General features: G+C 55.3%; 16 protein-coding genes and 1 riboswitch. Of the genes, 5 read left to right on the forward strand and 11 right to left on the reverse strand.

Going from position 1 to position 18,962, the window contains the following annotated elements; all coding sequences use genetic code 11:
- Positions 1-30: 30 nt before the first annotated feature.
- Together araA and araB are read right to left on the reverse strand one after the other, a co-directional pair.
- Positions 31-1,533: an L-arabinose isomerase gene (araA, locus tag ACMGG3_RS21750; protein ID WP_014168604.1), complete on the reverse strand. Its 1,503-nt coding sequence runs from the start codon at positions 1,531-1,533 to the stop codon at positions 31-33.
- 10 nt (positions 1,534-1,543) lie between these two features.
- Entirely contained in the window at positions 1,544-3,253 is a 1,710-nt protein-coding gene (gene araB, locus ACMGG3_RS21755; protein ID WP_032681674.1) for a ribulokinase, read from the reverse strand.
- 336 nt (positions 3,254-3,589) lie between these two features.
- Here araB and araC point away from each other — a divergent pair, with 336 nt between their 5' ends.
- Both araC and ACMGG3_RS21765 read left to right on the forward strand, forming a co-directional pair.
- A complete protein-coding gene (araC, locus tag ACMGG3_RS21760) occupies positions 3,590-4,435 on the forward strand; it encodes an arabinose operon transcriptional regulator AraC (RefSeq protein WP_025205437.1) in 846 nt (281 codons plus the stop codon).
- 128 nt (positions 4,436-4,563) lie between these two features.
- Entirely contained in the window at positions 4,564-5,331 is a 768-nt protein-coding gene (locus tag ACMGG3_RS21765) for a DedA family protein (protein WP_014168607.1), read from the forward strand.
- A gap of 27 nt (positions 5,332-5,358) precedes the next feature.
- On the opposite strand, the gene thiQ is transcribed toward ACMGG3_RS21765, so the two are convergent.
- From thiQ to sgrR, 4 genes are all read right to left on the reverse strand, one after another.
- Entirely contained in the window at positions 5,359-6,060 is a 702-nt protein-coding gene (thiQ, locus tag ACMGG3_RS21770; RefSeq protein WP_020882567.1) for a thiamine ABC transporter ATP-binding protein ThiQ, read from the reverse strand.
- On the reverse strand, positions 6,044-7,654 hold the full coding sequence (gene thiP / locus ACMGG3_RS21775; protein WP_182268202.1) for a thiamine/thiamine pyrophosphate ABC transporter permease ThiP: 1,611 nt from the start codon (positions 7,652-7,654) through the stop codon (positions 6,044-6,046). Before thiP ends, thiQ begins: the two co-directional genes overlap by 17 nt.
- On the reverse strand, positions 7,630-8,613 hold the full coding sequence (gene thiB, locus ACMGG3_RS21780) for a thiamine ABC transporter substrate binding subunit (RefSeq protein WP_063925655.1): 984 nt from the start codon (positions 8,611-8,613) through the stop codon (positions 7,630-7,632). The genes thiP and thiB overlap by 25 nt, the downstream gene beginning before the upstream one ends.
- Positions 8,614-8,644: 31 nt before the next feature.
- Positions 8,645-8,745: riboswitch (TPP riboswitch) on the reverse strand.
- 36 nt (positions 8,746-8,781) lie between these two features.
- Positions 8,782-10,437 carry an HTH-type transcriptional regulator SgrR gene (gene sgrR / locus ACMGG3_RS21785; RefSeq protein ID WP_047743405.1) on the reverse strand — a complete coding sequence of 552 codons (1,656 nt, stop codon included), beginning with the start codon at positions 10,435-10,437 and terminating at the stop codon, positions 8,782-8,784.
- Positions 10,438-10,525: 88 nt separating this feature from the next.
- Here sgrR and sgrT point away from each other — a divergent pair, with 88 nt between their 5' ends.
- Together sgrT and ACMGG3_RS21795 are read left to right on the forward strand one after the other, a co-directional pair.
- Complete coding sequence (sgrT, locus tag ACMGG3_RS21790; protein ID WP_014168612.1) at positions 10,526-10,678, forward strand: glucose uptake inhibitor SgrT; 153 nt, start codon at positions 10,526-10,528, stop codon at positions 10,676-10,678.
- 119 nt (positions 10,679-10,797) lie between these two features.
- On the forward strand, positions 10,798-11,976 hold the full coding sequence (locus tag ACMGG3_RS21795) for a sugar efflux transporter (protein WP_020882570.1): 1,179 nt from the start codon (positions 10,798-10,800) through the stop codon (positions 11,974-11,976).
- A 201-nt stretch (positions 11,977-12,177) separates the two neighbouring features.
- Here the strand turns inward: ACMGG3_RS21795 and leuD are convergent, their stop codons facing one another.
- From leuD to leuL, 5 genes are all read right to left on the reverse strand, one after another.
- Positions 12,178-12,783 (reverse strand): 3-isopropylmalate dehydratase small subunit, encoded by a 606-nt coding sequence (gene leuD, locus ACMGG3_RS21800; RefSeq protein ID WP_014168614.1) that lies wholly within the window; start codon positions 12,781-12,783, stop codon positions 12,178-12,180.
- A gap of 10 nt (positions 12,784-12,793) precedes the next feature.
- On the reverse strand, positions 12,794-14,194 hold the full coding sequence (leuC, locus tag ACMGG3_RS21805; RefSeq protein ID WP_020882571.1) for a 3-isopropylmalate dehydratase large subunit: 1,401 nt from the start codon (positions 14,192-14,194) through the stop codon (positions 12,794-12,796).
- 2 nt (positions 14,195-14,196) lie between these two features.
- Complete coding sequence (gene leuB / locus ACMGG3_RS21810; protein WP_020882572.1) at positions 14,197-15,288, reverse strand: 3-isopropylmalate dehydrogenase; 1,092 nt, start codon at positions 15,286-15,288, stop codon at positions 14,197-14,199.
- Positions 15,288-16,859: a 2-isopropylmalate synthase gene (gene leuA, locus ACMGG3_RS21815; protein ID WP_014168617.1), complete on the reverse strand. Its 1,572-nt coding sequence runs from the start codon at positions 16,857-16,859 to the stop codon at positions 15,288-15,290. The genes leuB and leuA overlap by 1 nt, the downstream gene beginning before the upstream one ends.
- A 91-nt stretch (positions 16,860-16,950) precedes the next feature.
- Positions 16,951-17,037: a leu operon leader peptide gene (gene leuL / locus ACMGG3_RS21820; RefSeq protein ID WP_071530973.1), complete on the reverse strand. Its 87-nt coding sequence runs from the start codon at positions 17,035-17,037 to the stop codon at positions 16,951-16,953.
- A gap of 635 nt (positions 17,038-17,672) precedes the next feature.
- Here leuL and leuO point away from each other — a divergent pair.
- Positions 17,673-18,617, forward strand: a complete 945-nt coding sequence (gene leuO / locus ACMGG3_RS21825) for a transcriptional regulator LeuO (RefSeq protein WP_032669418.1) — start codon at positions 17,673-17,675, stop codon at positions 18,615-18,617.
- The last annotated feature ends 345 nt before the right edge of the window (positions 18,618-18,962 follow it).

The raw sequence follows: 18,962 nt of genomic DNA on the forward strand, positions 1-18,962 counted from the left end.
CCGCTCTGCGGCAGGCCAAAGGTTCCCCTGTTAACGTTTTGAACCGTAATAGACTTCGTTCCAGCGCAGCGCGTCTTTGAACGCGGGCAGGCGGGTATCGTTATCAATGACGGTCAGTTCGATGTCGTGCAGTTCGGCGAACTGACGCATGTCGTTCAGATCCAGCGCGTGGCTGAAGACGGTGTGGTGCGCGCCACCGGCCAGGATCCAGGCTTCCGAGGCGGTTGGCAGGTCAGGCTGCGCTTTCCACAGGGCGTTGGCGACCGGCAGTTTTGGCAGAGAATGCGGGGTTTCAACCGCATCCACACAGTTCACCAGCAGGCGGAAACGGTCGCCCAGGTCAATGAGGCTGGCGTTGATGGCAGGACCGGTACGGGTGTTGAAGATCAGACGTGCCGGGTCGGCTTTTCCGCCAATGCCAAGGTACTGCACGTCGAGGATCGGTTTCTCTTCAACGGCAATGGAAGGACACACTTCCAGCATATGCGAGCCCAGTACCAGGTCGTTGCCGTTTTCGAAGTGGTAGGTGTAGTCCTCCATAAAGGAGGTGCCGCCCTGCAGACCGGTTGACATCACTTTCATAATGCGAAGCAGAGCGGCAGTTTTCCAGTCGCCTTCGCCGGCAAAGCCGTAGCCCTGCTGCATCAGACGTTGTACCGCCAGGCCGGGCAGTTGTTTCAGACCGTGGAGGTCTTCAAAGGTGGTGGTAAAAGCATGGAAGCCACCCTGTTCCAGGAAGCGTTTCATGCCCAGTTCGATACGTGCTGCATCCAGCACGTTCTGGCGTTTGTCACCGTGAATTTGTGCCGCAGGGGTCAGACGGTAGCTGCTTTCGTATTCGTCGACCAGCGCGCTTACGTCGCCATCGCTGATTTCATTCACCACCTGCACCAGGTCGCCCACGGCCCAGGTATTCACCGAGAAACCAAATTTAATTTGTGCGGCAACTTTATCGCCGTCGGTGACCGCCACTTCACGCATGTTGTCGCCGAAGCGCACCACTTTCAGGTGGCGAGTATCTTGTCGGGACACCGCCTGGCGCATCCAGGAGCCGATACGTTTTTGCGCATGCTGATCCTGCCAGTGGCCGGTGACGACCGCATGCTGCTGGCGCATACGTGCGCCGATAAAGCCGAACTCGCGGCCGCCGTGCGCGGTCTGGTTCAGGTTCATAAAGTCCATATCAATGCTGTCCCACGGCAGGGACGCGTTGAACTGGGTATGGAACTGCATCAGTGGTTTATTGAGGATGGCCAGACCGTTGATCCACATTTTGGCCGGTGAGAAGGTGTGCAGCCACACCACCATGCCGGCGCATTTATCGTCGTAGTTCGCGTCGCGGCAGATGTTCGTGATCTCATCCGGGGTCGTGCCGAGCGGTTTGAGCACCAGTTTGCACGGCAGTTTAGCCTCTGCATTGAGCGCGTTGACCACGTGCTCAGCATGTTTCGTCACCTGTTGCAGCGCTTCCGGCCCGTACAGATGTTGGCTGCCAATGACAAACCACACTTCATAATTATTAAAAATGGTCATTATTGTGTCCTTAATGTGTCAGGGTTGCCGTAGTGTCCGCGGTGTGTTTGGCCGGGGCGGCGACAGGGAGATAGTGAAGTTCGGCGCTTTTTGCCCATTGCTGATAGCGCTGATAAAGCTGTTCAAAACGCTGCGCCTGCTGAGCACGCGGCTGGAGGGTATTTTCGACAGCGCTCGCCATGTGCTGCTGCGCGGTCGGGATATCGGCATGAACGCCTGCCGCAACGGCCGCGAAGATCGCTGCACCGAGGGCACAACACTGATCGGAGGCGACAATCTGCAGCGGACGGTTCAGCACGTCACAACAGGCCTGCATGATTACCGGGTTTTTACGGGCGATGCCGCCCAGTGCCATCACGTTGTTGACGTCGATGCCCTGCTCGGTGAAGCACTCCATAATGGCGCGCGCCCCAAAGGCAGTTGCGGCAATCAGGCCGCCAAACAGCGCTGGTGCGTCGGTGGCGAGGTTAAGATCGGTGATCACCCCTTTCAGGCGCTGGTTGGCAAATGGCGTACGGCGACCGTTGAACCAGTCGAGCACCACCGGCAGGTGATCGAGAGAAGGATTCTTTGCCCACGCGGCGGTGAGCTGCGGCAAAAGCTGCTTTTTACTTTCGGCAATCTGGGTCTTCAGCTCAGGATGTGCCGCCGCAAGCTGATCCAGCGGCCAGCCCAGCACGCGGCCAAACCAGGCGTAGATATCGCCAAAGGCGGACTGACCCGCTTCCAGACCGATAAACTCCGGTACGACGCTGCCGTCAACCTGGCCGCAGATGCCTTTTACCGCCCGATCGCCTACGCTGGCTTTATCCGCGGTGAGAATGTCGCAGGTGGAGGTGCCGATAACCTTCACCAGCGTGTTTGGCTGGGCACCGGCACCCACCGCGCCCATGTGGCAGTCAAACGCCCCGCCGGAGATGGCCACGTTTTGCGGCAGACCCAGGCGCGTCGCCCACTCTTCACAAAGCGTACCCACCGGAATATCGGCGGTGAAAGTGTCGGTAAACAGCGGGTATTGCAGACTCTTGTTGATGACGGGATCGAGTTCATCGAAGAACGCCGCCGGTGGCAGGCCACCCCAGCTTTCATGCCACAGGGATTTGTGTCCGGCGCTGCAGCGTCCGCGGCGGATATCCTGCGGACGCGTGGTACCGGAGAGCAGGGCTGGTACCCAGTCGCACAGTTCAATCCACGATACCGCGGCCTGCGCAACGGATGCGTCCGCGCGGGTTACGTGGAGGATCTTGGCCCAGAACCATTCACTGGAGTAAATACCGCCGATGTAGCGCGAGTAGTCCGTTTTACCGGGCTGGTGACACAAGCGGGTAATGGCTTCGGCCTCTTCAACGGCGGTGTGATCTTTCCACAGCACGAACATGGCGTTTGGGTTATCAGCAAACTCCGGACGCAGCGCCAGGACATGGCCTTCGGCATCCACAGGGGCAGGCGTTGAGCCGGTACTGTCGACGCCAATCCCGACGATCTCTGCCCGCTGGGCGTCGGTCAGTTCAGCCAGCACGGTTTTGATTGCCGCTTCCATCGACTCAATGTAGTCACGTGGATGGTGACGGAACTGGTTATTTGGCGCATCGCAGTAGCGCCCCTCTTGCCAGCGCGGGTACCACTCAACGCTGGTTGCTATTTCCTGGCCGCTTGTACAGTCCACTGCCAGAGCGCGAACCGAGTCGCTGCCAAAATCGAGGCCAATCGCAATTGCCATGGTGTTGCTCCATCAAAAAACAGGTATGAGAGAACATTAGAGACTGGAGGCGAAAATCGTCAGGCAGGATCCGCTAATCTTATGGACTAAATTGCTGTTGCAATAGAAAGTGTGACGCCGTGCAAATAATCAATGTGGACATTTCTGCCGCACTTATAGACACTTTTGTTACTGCTGATCTGCCCCCGTGGGCGGATAAATCAGGGGGAAAGGCTGAAACATGGCGGACGTAAAAGAGGCGTGATGCTTTTTGGATCTTTTCGCGGGCCATTTTTATACTGCTTTTATCGATATGGACAATTGGTTTCCTTCAGGACCCTTGGGAGAACTGAATCTATGGCCGAAACGCAAAACGATCCCTTATTACCGGGCTACTCGTTTAATGCTCACCTGGTGGCGGGGCTGACCCCTATTGAGGCTGAGGGATATCTCGATTTTTACGTCGACCGACCGCTCGGGATGAAAGGGTATATTCTGAACCTGACGGTGCGTGGGGAAGGGATTATCAAAAATAACGATCAGCAGTTTGTCTGCCGTCCGGGCGATATGCTGCTGTTTCCGCCGGGAGAGATCCACCACTACGGGCGTCACCCGGAGGCCAAAGAGTGGTATCACCAGTGGGTCTACTTCCGCCCGCGCGCCTACTGGCAGGAGTGGCTCTCGTGGCCGGCTATTTTTGCGCACACCGGTTTTTATCGCCCGGACGAGGTTCATCTGGCTCAGTTCCGCGAACTCTTTGCCCAAATTATTGAAGCGGGGCAGGCGGGTGGCCGGTATGCCGAACTGCTGGCGATTAACCTGCTTGAACAGGTGCTGTTGCGCCGGATGGAGGCGATAAACGCGTCACTTAATCCTCCGCTGGACAACCGCGTGCGCGACGCCTGCCAGTACATCAGCGACCATCTGGCCGACAGCCAGTTCGATATCGCCAGCGTCGCCCAGCATGTGTGTCTCTCACCGTCGCGGCTGTCACATCTGTTCCGTCAGCAGCTGGGCGTTAGCGTCCTGAGCTGGCGTGAGGACCAGCGTATCAGCCAGGCGAAGCTCCTGCTCAGCACCACCCGCATGCCCATTGCCACCGTGGGGCGCAATGTGGGCTTTGAAGATCAGCTCTATTTCTCCCGGGTATTTAAAAAATGCACCGGTGCCAGCCCCAGTGAATTCCGGGCAGGATGTGAATAAACGGTAAAAAAAGATAAACAAGCAGGTGAACTGTGGAAGCAACCTGTAAACTATTCAGACAATTGTTGTCTTGACGCGGTGCAGGGCGCTAAGCAGAATCCCTGATTCGTTTTCTGACCGGAATAGTTATGCAGGCATTGCTGGAACATTTTATCACCCAGTCCGTTATGTATTCGCTTATCGCCGTTGCGCTGGTGGCGTTTCTGGAATCGCTTGCACTTGTTGGGTTGATCCTCCCCGGCACGGTGATGATGGCGGGGCTGGGCGCGTTGATTGGCAGCGGTGAAGTGAATTTCTGGCAGGCGTGGATGGCGGGGATTATCGGCTGTTTGCTCGGCGACTGGATCTCCTTCTGGCTGGGCTGGCGCTTTAAGAAACCGCTGCACCGCTGGTCGTTCATGAAAAAGAACAAAGCCTTGCTGGATAAAACCGAACATGCGCTGCATCAGCACAGCATGTTCACGATCCTCGTCGGTCGCTTTGTTGGACCAACGCGTCCGCTGGTGCCGATGGTCGCGGGGATGCTGGATCTGCCTGTTGCGAAATTCGTGGTGCCGAACATCATCGGCTGTGTTTTCTGGCCGCCGTTCTATTTTCTGCCGGGGATCCTGGCAGGGGCCACCGTTGATATTCCTGACGGAATGCAAAGCGGTGAATTTAAGTGGTTGTTGCTGGCTACGGCCCTGCTGTTGTGGATCGCTGCCTGGTTGTGCTGGCGACTGTGGCGCAGCGCGAAAGCGAATGTTGATCGCCTGACGCGTTATCTGCCACGCTCGCGCCTGCTGTGGCTCGCGCCGTTAATGCTGGGGGTTGCCGTGGTGGCGCTGGTCGCCCTGATTCGCCACCCGCTGATGCCGGTGTACGGTGAAATCCTCTTGAAGGTGGTGAGCCGTTAATCTGTTTCCCTCTCCCGTGGGAGAGGGTCAGCCCGCACTGATGCCTAACAATGAAGACGCCCCTGCGTGACCGCTGAGCAGTTCCTCTGTGCCGCCATCCCAGGCAATTCGCCCTTCTGCAATGACCACCGATCGTGGCGCAATCCGCGCGGCATCCTCAATGCTGTGCGAAACCATCAGCATTGTCAGTTGCTGACGCTGGCACACGTCCTGCACCAGGGTAAGCATCTCCTGGCGCAAGGCAGGATCGAGTGCAGAGAAGGGCTCATCCAGAAGCAGTATGGGCTGCTCGCGCACCAGGCAGCGCGCCAGCGCCACCCGCTGACGCTGCCCGCCGGAGAGGGCTTCGGGGAGGCGATCAATAAACGCGGTAATGCCCATCTGAGCGGCAATCAGCTCCAGCTTCTGGCGCTGACCGTCGTTGAGTTTCAGGCCAGGATCCATACCCAGGGCGATGTTTTGCCGCACCGTCAGATGCATGAACAGATTGTTTTCCTGGAACAGCATCGACACCGGACGTCGGGCGGGTGGCGTGCGCGTATGGTCGCGGTTTTCAATCACTATCGACCCGCTCGCCGGTTGCAGAAAACCGGCAATCAGATTGAGCAAAGTACTCTTTCCGGCCCCGCTCGGACCCAGAACCGCAATCATCTCTCCCTGACGAACCGAAAGGGAGAAGCGCATTGGCAGATGCTGGTAGAGCCAGGTTACATCAGTCAGTTTTAACATTACGCCCCGGAAGTTTTTCGATAACGGTAAATAAGGCAAAGCAGAGCACCAGTAACAGCAGCGCCGTGACGGCTCCCTCCTGGCTACGATAGGAGCCAATTTGCTGGTACAGCCAGTACGGCAGGGTGCGGAAATCTTCATTACCGAAGAGCGCCACGACACCAAAATCACCAATTGAGAGCACACAGGCGAAGGCCAGGGCCTGGGCCAGCGGGCGTTTCAGCGCACGCAGTTCGATAATCTTTAGCCGCTGCCAGCCCTGCAGACCGAGCGACTGGCACAGCAGCGCGTAGCGGCTGTTGATGTCTCGCATCGGATTTTCCAGCACCTTCAGCGCGTAGGGGATCGCCATCAGGGCATTGGTGAAAATCACGATGCCGTCGGCGTTTTCCGGCAGGCCAATGGTGCTGTTGAACAGTAAAAAGAACCCCGTCGCCAGTACAATGCCGGGCATCGCCAGGATTAGCATGCCTGTCAGCTCCAGGGCATGCCCGGCTTTACGGGCCTGACGCGCGTAAAGCTCGCGGCTGCTCCATAAAAGCATCATGGTCAGCATGACACACAGCAGCCCGGCGGCCAGCGCGATCCGTAACGAGGTCCACGTTGCCTGCCAGAGAACGGGCTGCTGCAACACGGTAACGAGATTCAGGTTCAGGCCATCGACGATGACGGCCATCAGCGGCGGAAGCAGCAGCAGCAGCGCCAGCGTGATAAGCAGCAGGTCAGCGATCCGGCTATGCATGCTGTCCTGCGGGTCGCGCCAGCCGGTTATCTGATTACTGCCCGGCGGGATGGCTTTGCTCAGACGCTGGCTCAGCAGCACAAGGCACAGGCAGCAAACCATCTGCACCATCGCCAGCAGCGCGGCGCGGCCGGGGTCATAGTCGTAACTGAGCGCCTGGTAAATTGCCAGTTCGATGGTGGTGGCCTGCGGGCCGCCGCCGAGTGAAAGCACGGTGGCAAAACTGGCGAAACAGAGCATAAAGATCAGAGCCGCAACCGGCGGGATCTGACGACGCAGCCACGGCCATTCGACCAGGCGGAAGAAGGATACGCCGCGCATGCCCAACTGGGCGGCAAGCTGGCGCTGTTCACCGGGGATGTTTTCCAGTGCCTGTAAAAAGAGTCTGGTCGCCATCGGCATATTGAAAAAGATGTGCGCCAGCAGAATGCCCTTCAGTCCGTAGGGCGAGAAGCGCCACTCCAGACCCAGCAGGCTGAAAAGTGAAGCCAGCCACCCCTGACGACCATAGACGCTCAGGATGCCAAACACGGCCACCAGGACCGGCAGGATCAGCGTCATGGCGCACAGGCGCAGCAGGGCCTGCCTGCCGGGGAAACGGCGACGATAAAGCGCGCGTGCCAGGAAAATGGCGGGGATAACCGACAGCAGCGCAGAGAGAAAGGCCTGCCAGAAAGAGAAACGGATAACGTGCCAGAGATAGCTGTCGTGCCAGAGCGCGAACAGGTCGCTCTCTGGCGCGTTAAACCACAAGGCAAGGAATGCGCCCAGACTGACCGCCACCATCAATACGGCGGCGAGCAGCCCAGGAATTAACCAGCCGGGAATTAACGGCTGACGGCGCGTTGCCATTCACTTACCCATGCTGCTCGCTGCGCGGCAACCTGCTGAGGCGTAAACTCCAGCGAGGTTTGCGGTTTGGTCAGTTTCTCAAAGCCCGCTGGCAACGCCACGCTGGTCACGGGGTACATCCAGTTACCCGCTGGAATCGCGTTCTGGAATGCCGGGGAGACCATAAATTTCAGGAACTTCTCGGCCAGTTCGGGCTGTTTGCTGGATGCCGTGCGGGCTGCCACTTCGACCTGCAGATAGTGCCCTTCAGCAAAACTGGCGGCGGCGTAATTGTCTTTTTTCTCGGCGATGATGTGATAAGCCGGGGAGGTGGTGTAGCTCAGAACCAGATCACTTTCCCCTTTCAGGAACAGACCGTAGGCTTCGCTCCAGCCTTTTGTCACGGTGACGGTTTTGGCGGCCAGCTTCTGCCACGCTTGCGGAGCGTCATCGCCGTAGACTTTCTGCATCCACAGCAGCAGACCCAGGCCTGGCGTACTGGTGCGAGGATCTTCATAAATAACGCGCCATTTCTGCTCGCTTTCGACCAGTTCCTTCAGGCTTTTCGGCGGGTTTTTAAGCTTGTTTTTGTCGTAAACAAACGCGAAGTAACCGTAATCGAACGGCACAAAGGTGTCGTTCTGCCAGCCGCCCGGGACGCTGACGGCATCGGTGGCGACGCCGCTTTTGGCAAACAGTCTGGTTTTCGAGGCGGCCTCCAGCAGGTTGTTATCCAGCCCAAGCACCACATCGGCTTTACTGTTTTTGCCTTCCATGCGCAGGCGGTTAAGCAGCGAGACGCCATCTTCCAGCGCCACGAACTTCAGTTCGCACTGACAGTCAGCTTCAAAGGCTTTTTTCACCACCGGACCCGGACCCCAGTCGGCTGAGAAGGAGTCGTAGGTGTAGACCGTCAGGACGGGCTTCGCGACAGCAGGCAGCGCAAACAGCGCCAGAAGGGGGAGAACTTTTTTTAACACTTTGCACCTCAAGGTTGAGTGGCAAAGGATTTTGAGTGACAGCCTCAAATCCCTTCGCCGGCGTTATCCGGATCAGGTTCGACGGGTATTATCTCAGCGCACATCAGTGATGCAGCACCCCGTTGAGAACGGCGCTATTGTAATGATTTGGCAAATATTACGAAAGTGTTATGGCTCCGGCGGCGAAAACCAGGCGGATTTAAAATCAAACCAGCCCAGCGTATTCATTCTGACACCGCGCATACTACGCTGCCCCTGGATCATCAGCCAGTGGTGGATCAACGGCACGATCGCTTGTTCAGCCAGCAACTGCTGGCACCATGAGGCCAGATTCATGTCGCCAGCGCGCCAGAGGGCCGCGTCCTGCTGCCAGTCCCGGTCTATGCAGTGCTGGATAAGCGGGACCTCATACAGGTGAGAGAAGAGCGAGAAATCAAGCGGCAGGGTAAAGTTGGCGCTGTTGAGCCAGATGTCGCTGACGATCTCCCCCTGATGCCATTCATCGTAATCCACCTCTTTGACATCCAGCCTCACCCCAACGGCGGCCAGCAGTCGGGTCATGATTCTGGCGATAAAGCGGTGTTCAACGTGCTCGCGATAGTAGGTCAGGGTGATGGACTCCAGCCCGGCGGGCTTGTCGCAGTATGTCGGGCGGGCGTGATGCCAGCGAGGAAGCAGACCATACGCCGGGAACCAGTAGGTCTGGTACTGCTCCTCCGCATGATAAATCAGGCTGGAGGGCGACAACACGTGGCTTATCCATTTGCGCACCTCATGGTTTGCCCCGCGATGGGTACGGCTGTCGAACAGCAGGTAGTAGCACCCTTCTTCGAGCCGGCTCTCCACGGCCTTTTCGCCCGTGGTGGGCCCTTCCAGCGTCAGCCCGGCGCTCAGCTCTTCGTTGAGATCCGGTAATACCCACACGTTCACTTCGTCGATCAGCGCCCGGTAGCCAAAATAGTCATCAAAAGCGCGGATTTTCAGCTGGTTGTTGTTATTGCGCGATACAGAGTAGGGGCCGGTGCCAATCGGCAGGCTGGCAAAATTATTCATCGACTCCCATTCACCGGGCAAAATCATCGACGGCACATAGCCCAGCAGCCACGGAAGCCATTTGTCCGGCTGAGACAGTTCAACATCCAGTGTCCATGCCGTAGGGGAGTGAACGCGTGAAATATGGGAATAGAGCGGTAGCGTGCAGGCGCGCTCTAAAGAGGCAATCACATCGACCATCTCCAGCTCGCGGCCGTGGTGGAAATGAATACCAGGACGTAGAAAAAAGCGCCAGTGAAGAGGAGAAAGTTGCTGCCAGTGGTGCGCAATATCCGCTTCCAGTTCCCCATTTTCCTCATTTATGCGCGTCAGGCCGCTGAATATTTGTCGGGCCATATGGGTTTCAGAGCGGCGTAACGCCGTGCCGGGTAACAGGTTTTTCATTGGTCGATAGTAGAGCACCCGCAGAATGTGGCGACCCTGACGAAAGCTGCGCCCGAGATGCGACACCAGCATCTGGCGTACTGCCGCTTTGTCCCCCACCAGCTGCACCAGCTGGTCGATGCGGTCCTGTTCCAGCAGGTCTTCCGCCCGCTGCTGCTGCAACGCCAGCCCGGTATACAGGAAGGTCAGGCGCGAGCGTTTTCCGCGACCCGCCTCGGCCTCCCAGTTGAGCCAGCCCTGCTGCTGCATGGTATTAAGCAGCGTGCGCATGTGCCGGCGCGAACAGCTGAGCAGGTCCGCCAGCTCGTTCAGCGTGGTCTCCTGCGATCGCCCCTCGCAGCATTGCCAGAGGCGGATAAATTGTTGTTGCAGACGACCAGAGGGCATAAAAGGGGAACTCCTGACAAAAAATCAGCAATTTATTAATCCCTATATTAGGCCAATAATTCTTCCCGATGAAGTGAGGAGGTAAATTATGAAGAGGTCTACCGCACGTCAGTTTTATCAGCGTTATTTTTCAGCGACGCAGGGAGCGTCCTGGCTGGCCCGCCAGTGTGCAGAGCAACGGTTGAAAATCCTGGAAGATCTGATGCAGTGGGACGTTACGAAACCGACCTCTTCTTGCTAACTCGCCTCGATCATGTGTGACTGAGTATTGGTGCTTATCACCCGCCAGCAAAATGTTTTTGCTGGCTTTTTTCGTTTACTATTCACCCACTTTCGATTCGCTTTCACAAGGACTTGCGCATGCTCTGGTTGATGACGATGGGGCGACGCCTGAACGGCGTGTATGCCGCTTTTATGCTGGTGGCCTTTATGATGGGCGTGGCGGGGGCATTGCAGGCTCCGACGCTGAGTCTGTTTCTCAGCCGTGAGGTGGGGGCGCAGCCGTTTTGGGTGGGGCTGTTTTATACCGTGAACGCCATCGCCGGGATCCTGGTCAGTCTGGCACTGGCAAAACGATCGGACAATCGGGGCGATCGTCGCAAACTGATCCTCTTTTGCTGCGCCATGGCCGTGGGTAACGCGCTGCTGTTTGCCTTCAATCGCCATTACCTGACGCTGATTACCTGCGGCGTGCTTCTGGCGTCCCTCGCCAATACCGCCATGCCGCAGCTGTTCGCGCTGGCCCGTGAATACGCGGATAACTCGGCGCGGGAAGTGGTGATGTTCAGCTCGGTCATGCGTGCGCAGCTCTCTCTGGCCTGGGTGATCGGCCCGCCGCTGGCGTTTATGCTGGCGCTGAACTATGGCTTTACCACCATGTTTTCTATCGCTGCCGGCATTTTTGTCATCAGCCTGATACTGATTGCCTTTGCGCTACCCTCGGTGGCGCGAGTGGAGCAGACGACCGATAAACCCATCACCCAGGTGAGCGGCTGGCAGGATAAAAACGTCCGCATGCTGTTTATCGCGTCCATGCTGATGTGGACCTGCAACACCATGTACATCATTGATATGCCGCTGTGGATCAGCAGCGATCTGGGGTTGCCGGACAAGCTTGCGGGGATCCTGATGGGGACGGCTGCCGGCCTGGAAATTCCGGCGATGATCCTGGCGGGTTATTACGTTAAGCGTTTTGGAAAGCGTCGCATGATGATCGTCGCCGTGGCGGCGGGAGTGCTTTTTTATCTGGGGCTGATCGTCTTCCATTCGCGCGAAGCACTGCTTGCGCTGCAGCTGTTTAATGCCGTGTTTATTGGCATCGTGGCCGGGATTGGGATGCTCTGGTTCCAGGACTTAATGCCGGGACGGGCAGGCTCTGCCACTACGCTCTTTACCAACAGCATTTCAACGGGCGTTATTCTGGCAGGGGTGATTCAGGGGGCGTTGTCACAAACCTACGGTCACGCGTCAGTGTACTGGATGATTGCGGCCATTTCCGTGGTGACGCTGGTGCTAACCTGCCGGGTAAAAGATGTGTGATTCTGGAAGGCTGCTTCACGAAATAAAACGATTTTCTGACAGGGTCTGAGAAGGCGCATAGAGCGCGTGGCGTCAGCCGAGGCTGTTTGCCTCAGGCTGACGCAAGAGGCAAACAGTGATGAGGCCCACATCAATTAACACTGAGGGTGTACTGCACCATTTTGTTGGACGATGTTGATCTTCACCGGGATGGTACGCAGCCTACCCCATAAACGCAGGCTGTTTTTGCTCATAGGCGGAGATGGCATCTTCGTGCTGCAGCGTCAGGCCAATACTGTCCAGGCCATTCAGCATGCAGTGACGACGAAAGGCGTCAATGCTGAAGCTGTAGGATTTATCACCCGCTTTCACCACTTCCGCTTCCAGATCCACTTCAAACGAAATCCCAGGATTTGCCTTCACCAGGGCGAACAATTCGTCTACCTGCGCATCGCTCAGCGTCACCGGCAGCAGCTGGTTATTAAAGCTGTTGCCGTAGAAGATATCGGCAAAGCTTGGGGCGATAACCACTTTGAACCCGTAGTCGGTGAGCGCCCAGGGTGCATGTTCACGGGAAGAGCCGCAGCCAAAGTTTTCACGCGCCAGCAGAATCGATGCGCCTTTAAACTCCGGGAAGTTCAGCACGAACTCGGGATTGGGCACTTCGCCTTTGTCATCCAGGAAGCGCCAGTCGTTAAACAGATGCGCGCCAAACCCGGTACGTGTCACCTTCTGCAAAAACTGCTTTGGAATGATGGCGTCAGTGTCGACGTTAGCGGCGTCCAGTGGGACAACCCGGCCCGTATGTTGGGTAAATTTCTCTGCCATGATTGTCTCCTTATTTCAGGCTGCGAATATCGGCGAAATGACCGGTCACTGCCGCAGCGGCGGCCATTGCCGGGCTGACCAGGTGAGTACGCCCACCGCGGCCCTGACGGCCTTCAAAGTTACGGTTACTGGTGGAGGCACAACGCTCGCCAGGATTCAGGCGGTCATTGTTCATGGCCAGGCACATGGAGCAGCCAGGCAGGCGCCATTCGAAGCCCGCTTCGATAAAGATCTTATCCAGGCCTTCAGCTTCCGCCTGGGCTTTCACCGGGCCAGAGCCCGGCACAACCAGCGCCTGAACGCCCGGTGCCACTTTACGGCCTTTGGCAATCTCGGCCGCCGCGCGCAAATCTTCGATACGGGAGTTGGTGCAGGAGCCGATAAACACTTTATCAATGGTCACGTCAGTCAACGGAATGCCTGGCTTCAGACCCATATAGGCCAGCGCTTTTTCCGCACTGGCGCGCTCGACCGGATCGCTGAAAGAGGCCGGGTCAGGAATGTTATCGTTAACGGAAATCACCTGGCCCGGGTTGGTTCCCCAGGTGACCTGTGGCGCAATGTCTTCCGCCTGCAGCGTAACCACGGTGTCAAACGTCGCACCATCGTCGGTTTTCAGGGTTTTCCAGTACGCAACTGCCTCAATAAAATCCTGGTCTTTCGGCGCGTGCAGACGGCCCTTTACATAGCTGAAGGTTGTTTCGTCTGGCGCGACCAGGCCTGCTTTTGCCCCCATCTCAATGGCCATGTTGCAGAGCGTCATACGGCCCTCCATGCTCAGTGCCTGGATGGCTTCACCGCAGAATTCAACCACGTGACCGGTGCCGCCTGCGCTGCCGGTTTTACCGATGATGGCCAGCACGATGTCTTTGGCGGTAATGCCCGGGGCCGCTTTGCCTTTCACTTCAATCTTCATGGTTTTGGCGCGGCCCTGTTTCAGGGTCTGCGTCGCCAGAACATGTTCAACTTCAGAGGTACCAATACCGAACGCCAGGGCCCCAAACGCGCCGTGGGTGGCCGTGTGGGAGTCACCGCAGACAATGGTCATGCCTGGCAGGGTGATGCCCTGTTCTGGCCCCATCACGTGGACGATACCCTGATACGGGTGGTTCAGATCGTAGAGCTCGACGCCAAATTCATTGCAGTTTTTGATCAGCTCCTGCATCTGGATACGCGCCATTTCACCCGACGCATTGATATCTTTGGTTTGCGTGGAGACGTTGTGATCCATTGTCGCGAAGGTTTTACCTGGCTGGCGCACCGGGCGCTTATGCGCACGCAGTCCGTCGAATGCCTGAGGGGAGGTAACCTCGTGCACCAGATGGCGATCGATATACAACAGTGGGGTTTCGTTTGGTGCCTCGTAAACTACGTGCGCATCAAACAATTTTTCATATAACGTTTTCGCCATGATTACACCCCTTCAGCGACATAGCGGGCAATAATGTCGCCCATTTCATCGGTACTGACTGCCGCCGTGCCGCGTGCTAAATCACCGGTACGGACACCTTCTTCTAACGCACGGTTAATGGCGTTTTCAATTGCGGTTGCTGCATCACCGGCATCAAGGCTGTAGCGCAACAGCAAGGCCAGGGAGAGGATCTGCGCAATCGGGTTGGCAATGTTTTTGCCGGCGATATCGGGCGCGGAGCCGCCAGCAGGTTCGTACAGGCCAAATCCCTCTTCATTGAGGCTGGCTGATGGCAACATCCCCATAGAGCCTGTGATCATTGCGCACTCGTCCGAGAGAATATCGCCGAACAGGTTGGAACACAGCAGAACGTCAAACTGCGACGGATCTTTAATCAGCTGCATGGTCGCGTTGTCGATGTACATATGGGACAGTTCGACATCCGGATACTGTTTCGCGACTTCACTGACGATTTCACGCCACAAAATAGAAGACTGCAGAACGTTCGCTTTATCGATAGACGTCACTTTATGGCGGCGTTTGCGCGCCGACTCAAAGGCGATATGGGCGATACGTTCAATTTCAAAACGGTGATAGACCTCAGTATCAAAGGCTTTTTCATGCTGACCGCTGCCTTCGCGCCCTTTAGGCTGCCCGAAGTAGATCCCGCCGGTCAGTTCACGCACGCACAGGATGTCAAAGCCGTTAGCCGCGATATCTGCACGCAGCGGACAGAACGTTTCCAGCCCCTGGTACAGCTTCGCCGGACGCAGGTTGCTGAACAATTTAAAATGTTTACGCAGTGGCAGCAGCGCGCCGCGCTCAGGCTGCCCGGCGGGCGGCAGGTGTTCCCATTTAGGGCCACCCACGGAGCCAAACAGCACTGCATCCGCATTTTCACACCCTTCAACGGTCGCTTTTGGCAGCGGAGTACCGTGATTATCGATGGCGATACCGCCCACATCATAGTGGCTGGTGGAGATTTTCATCGCAAAACGTGAACGAACGGCTTCCAGTACTTTCAGCGCCTGTGCCATCACTTCCGGGCCAATACCGTCACCCGGTAACACAGCAATATGGTAATTCTTCGACATTACACGGTTTCCTTGTTGTTCTCTTTATTCTGAGCTTTGCGTTGCAACTCTTTTTCAACTTCAGCGGCGCGCCAGATGTTGTTCAGCACGTGGACCATCGCCTTCGCGGAGGATTCAACAATATCCGTCGCCAGGCCCACACCGTGGAAACGACGGCCATTGTGGGTGACCACGATATCAACCTGACCCAGGGCATTCTCACCGTGGCCCTTGGCTGTCAGGTCATATTTCACCAGCTCTACGTCGTATTCGGTGACGCGGTTAATTGCGCGGTAAATGGCATCAACCGGGCCATTGCCGTTTGCCGCTTCGGCCTTAATGTCTTCGCCACAGGCCAGTTTGACCGAGGCAGTCGCAATGTCGCTGGAGCCTGACTGCACGCTGAAGTAATCGAGGCGGAAGTGCTCAGGCTCTTCCTGCTGTTTATTGATGAAGGCCAGCGCTTCCAGGTCATAGTCGAATACCTGACCTTTTTTATCGGCCAGCTTCAGGAAGGCGTCGTACAGCTGATCCATGTTGTAATCGCTGTCCTTATAACCCATCTCTTCCATACGGTGTTTCACCGCCGCACGACCGGAACGGGAGGTCAGGTTCAACTGAACCTGGTTCAGGCCGATGGATTCCGGGGTCATGATTTCGTAGTTTTCACGGTTTTTCAGCACGCCATCCTGATGAATACCTGAGGAGTGCGCAAAAGCGCCGGTACCCACAATCGCCTTGTTAGCCGGGATGGGCATGTTGCAGATCTGGCTGACGGTCTGGCTGGTACGCCAGATTTCGTTGTGATTGATGCGGGTATGCACATTCATGATGTCTTTGCGCACTTTGATCGCCATGATCACTTCTTCCAGTGAACAGTTACCCGCACGTTCACCGATGCCGTTCATCGCGCCTTCTACCTGACGTGCACCGGCGTGCACCGCAGCGATGGCGTTGCCAACGGCCAGCCCCAGGTCATCGTGGGTATGTACGGAGATAATCGCTTGATCAATGTTTGGTACGCGTTCATACAGACCGGTAATGATGTTGGAGAACTCAAACGGCATGGTGTAGCCGACAGTGTCCGGGATGTTGATGGTTTTAGCGCCCGCATTGATGGCAGCTTCCACCACGCGCGCCAAATCTTCAATCGGCGTACGGCCTGCATCTTCACAGGAGAATTCAACGTCATCCGTGTAGTTACGGGCACGTTTGACCATGTAGACCGCGCGCTCAATGACCTCATCCAGCGTGCTGCGCAGCTTGGTGGCAATGTGCATAGGAGAGGTAGCAATAAAGGTATGAATACGGAATGCTTCGGCAACCTTCAACGACTCGGCCGCAACATCGATATCTTTTTCCACACAGCGTGCCAGGCCACAGACGCGGCTGTTCTTAATGGTACGCGCTATGGTCTGCACGGATTCGAAGTCACCCGGAGAAGAGACAGGGAAACCGACCTCCATCACGTCGACACCCATACGTTCGAGAGCCAGCGCGATCTGCAGTTTCTCTTTCACACTCAGGCTTGCCTGTAATGCCTGTTCACCGTCACGTAAAGTTGTATCGAAAATAATGACTTGCTGGCTCATGGGTTAGGTCCTTGTCAGTCTTAGGGCGCCTTGCTACGAGCATAAAAAAACCCGCGCAGTGGCGCGGGTTTTTAGTCTTACTGGTGACGATTCAACGCTGAATTTCGCCCGCCAGTCTACCGCGCACAGTGGATGCGTTTAGTAGTAGTAGACCGGTGAAACGAATGGTGCGAATCATGAATCGTGCTCCGTTAAATTCAATATGCTTTTAGTGGTACTGGATACGACTGTGCATGTCAACCCCTGCAGGCAAAAACGCACCCGGCTGGCTAGGTTGACAGGATATGTGCTTTAGCTAATTGTGCTGGGTTTTGCTTTTCCGACCCTACAAATTGTCTAATTTTGGACTGAGAAAAAGGTTGCAGAAATAATTGAATATAATTGTGATGAATAAATTAAAAGTTCGCTACCCAATTGTGTGGGACGCAAATGGGTTTGATATCATTAAGTTATAAATGCGGTGAATGTTTTTTATCACTTCGGAGTTCTTATGGTTATTACAGACTGTTAACTTATTTAATCGGGGTTGCAATAACAGTTTAATAATACTTAAGACATCATTAACTCGCTGGCGATTGTATATTGGTCTAGTTTATGGTTTCATTCAAATCCTAAAGTGAAGCATATCATTTGCAGTGGTGTTTATTTTATCGTTTGTCAGTGGCGAAAAGTCATTTTCGCTAAACTGTTCTTTATATTTTCCGAATTTAAAATAATTCTCTTTCGCTGATCGTATATGCATGGTAAATCATATTCTTCGGAATTATTACAGTACGTTGGCAAAGGGAGTGTAGCGTGACAGTGGAGTCAGAAGTGCCAGAAATTAATATTAAACAACCTCAAACTACTGATGGGATTAAACCGCAGTTACGTACGGTGGACCTTAATCTGCTCACGGTATTTGATGCTGTCATGCAGGAGCAGAATATCACCCGGGCGGCCCATACGTTGGGGATGTCTCAGCCCGCGGTCAGTAATGCTGTTGCCAGACTTAAGGTTATGTTTAACGACGAGTTATTCGTTCGTTACGGGAGAGGAATACAGCCTACCGCACGGGCATTCCAGTTATTCGGCTCTATCCGTCAGGCGTTGCAGCTGGTTCAGAACGAGCTGCCAGGGTCAGGCTTTGAACCTTTAAGCAGTGAGCGTGTATTCAATCTTTGTGTTTGCAGTCCGTTAGATAATTATTTGACGTCGATTATTTATAATAAAGTTGAAGAGATCGCTCCCAATATCCATCTGGTTTTTAAATCATCCTTAAATCAAAACACCGAGCATCAGTTACGCTACCAGGAGACCGAGTTCGTTCTGGGATATGAAGAATTTCGACGTCCTGAATTTTCTTGCGTTCCGCTCTTTAAAGATGAAATGGTGTTGGTCGCCAGTAAAAAACACCCCCGACTCAATTCTCCGCTTCGGGAAAGTGACGTTTATAGCGAGCAGCATGCTGTTGTTGCGCTCGACAGATATGCTTCCTTTAGCCTGCCGTGGTATGACACGGCGGATAAACAGGCAAGCGTTGCTTATCAGGGAATGGCAATGGTCAGCGTATTGAACGTGGTCTCGCAGACACATCTGGTGGCTATTGCACCACGCTGGCTGGCTGAAGAGTTTTCCGGTCAACTACAACTGCAAATGTTGCCGTTGCCGCTCAAGCTGAATAGCCGTACCTGCTATCTCTCCTGGCATGAAGCCGCCGGTCGGGATAAAGGGCACCAGTGGATGGAAGAGTTGCTGATCAGTATTTGCCGTCGATAAGCGCATCAGGATAAATTGCATCTTCGCGTGTGATTTATCCTGGTTTTTTCTCTGTTATTGTTATTTTATTCTGTTGTGAATTTTTTCTTACTGCTCTCTGGCTCGCAAAAATAGATGATTTCCTGAATCGACGCGCTTTTCAGCGATGATTAATCATCTCATCCTCTAATACCAGATGAATTGACCATATCCTTCCTTAATACCTGTTTTTTCTGCTTTGCGAACCGTTTAGCTCACCCGGTCTGCTAATTGCCTGCCTCATAACGAGCGGTTAAGGTAACGATCACTCTGCAAAATATAAGATTGGTTTAACCCAGTCGTAAGACGGTGCGGAAATGAATTCTG

It is taken from the genome of Enterobacter sp. BNK-18 (assembly GCF_047456135.1).
GTDB lineage: Bacteria > Pseudomonadota > Gammaproteobacteria > Enterobacterales > Enterobacteriaceae > Enterobacter > Enterobacter ludwigii.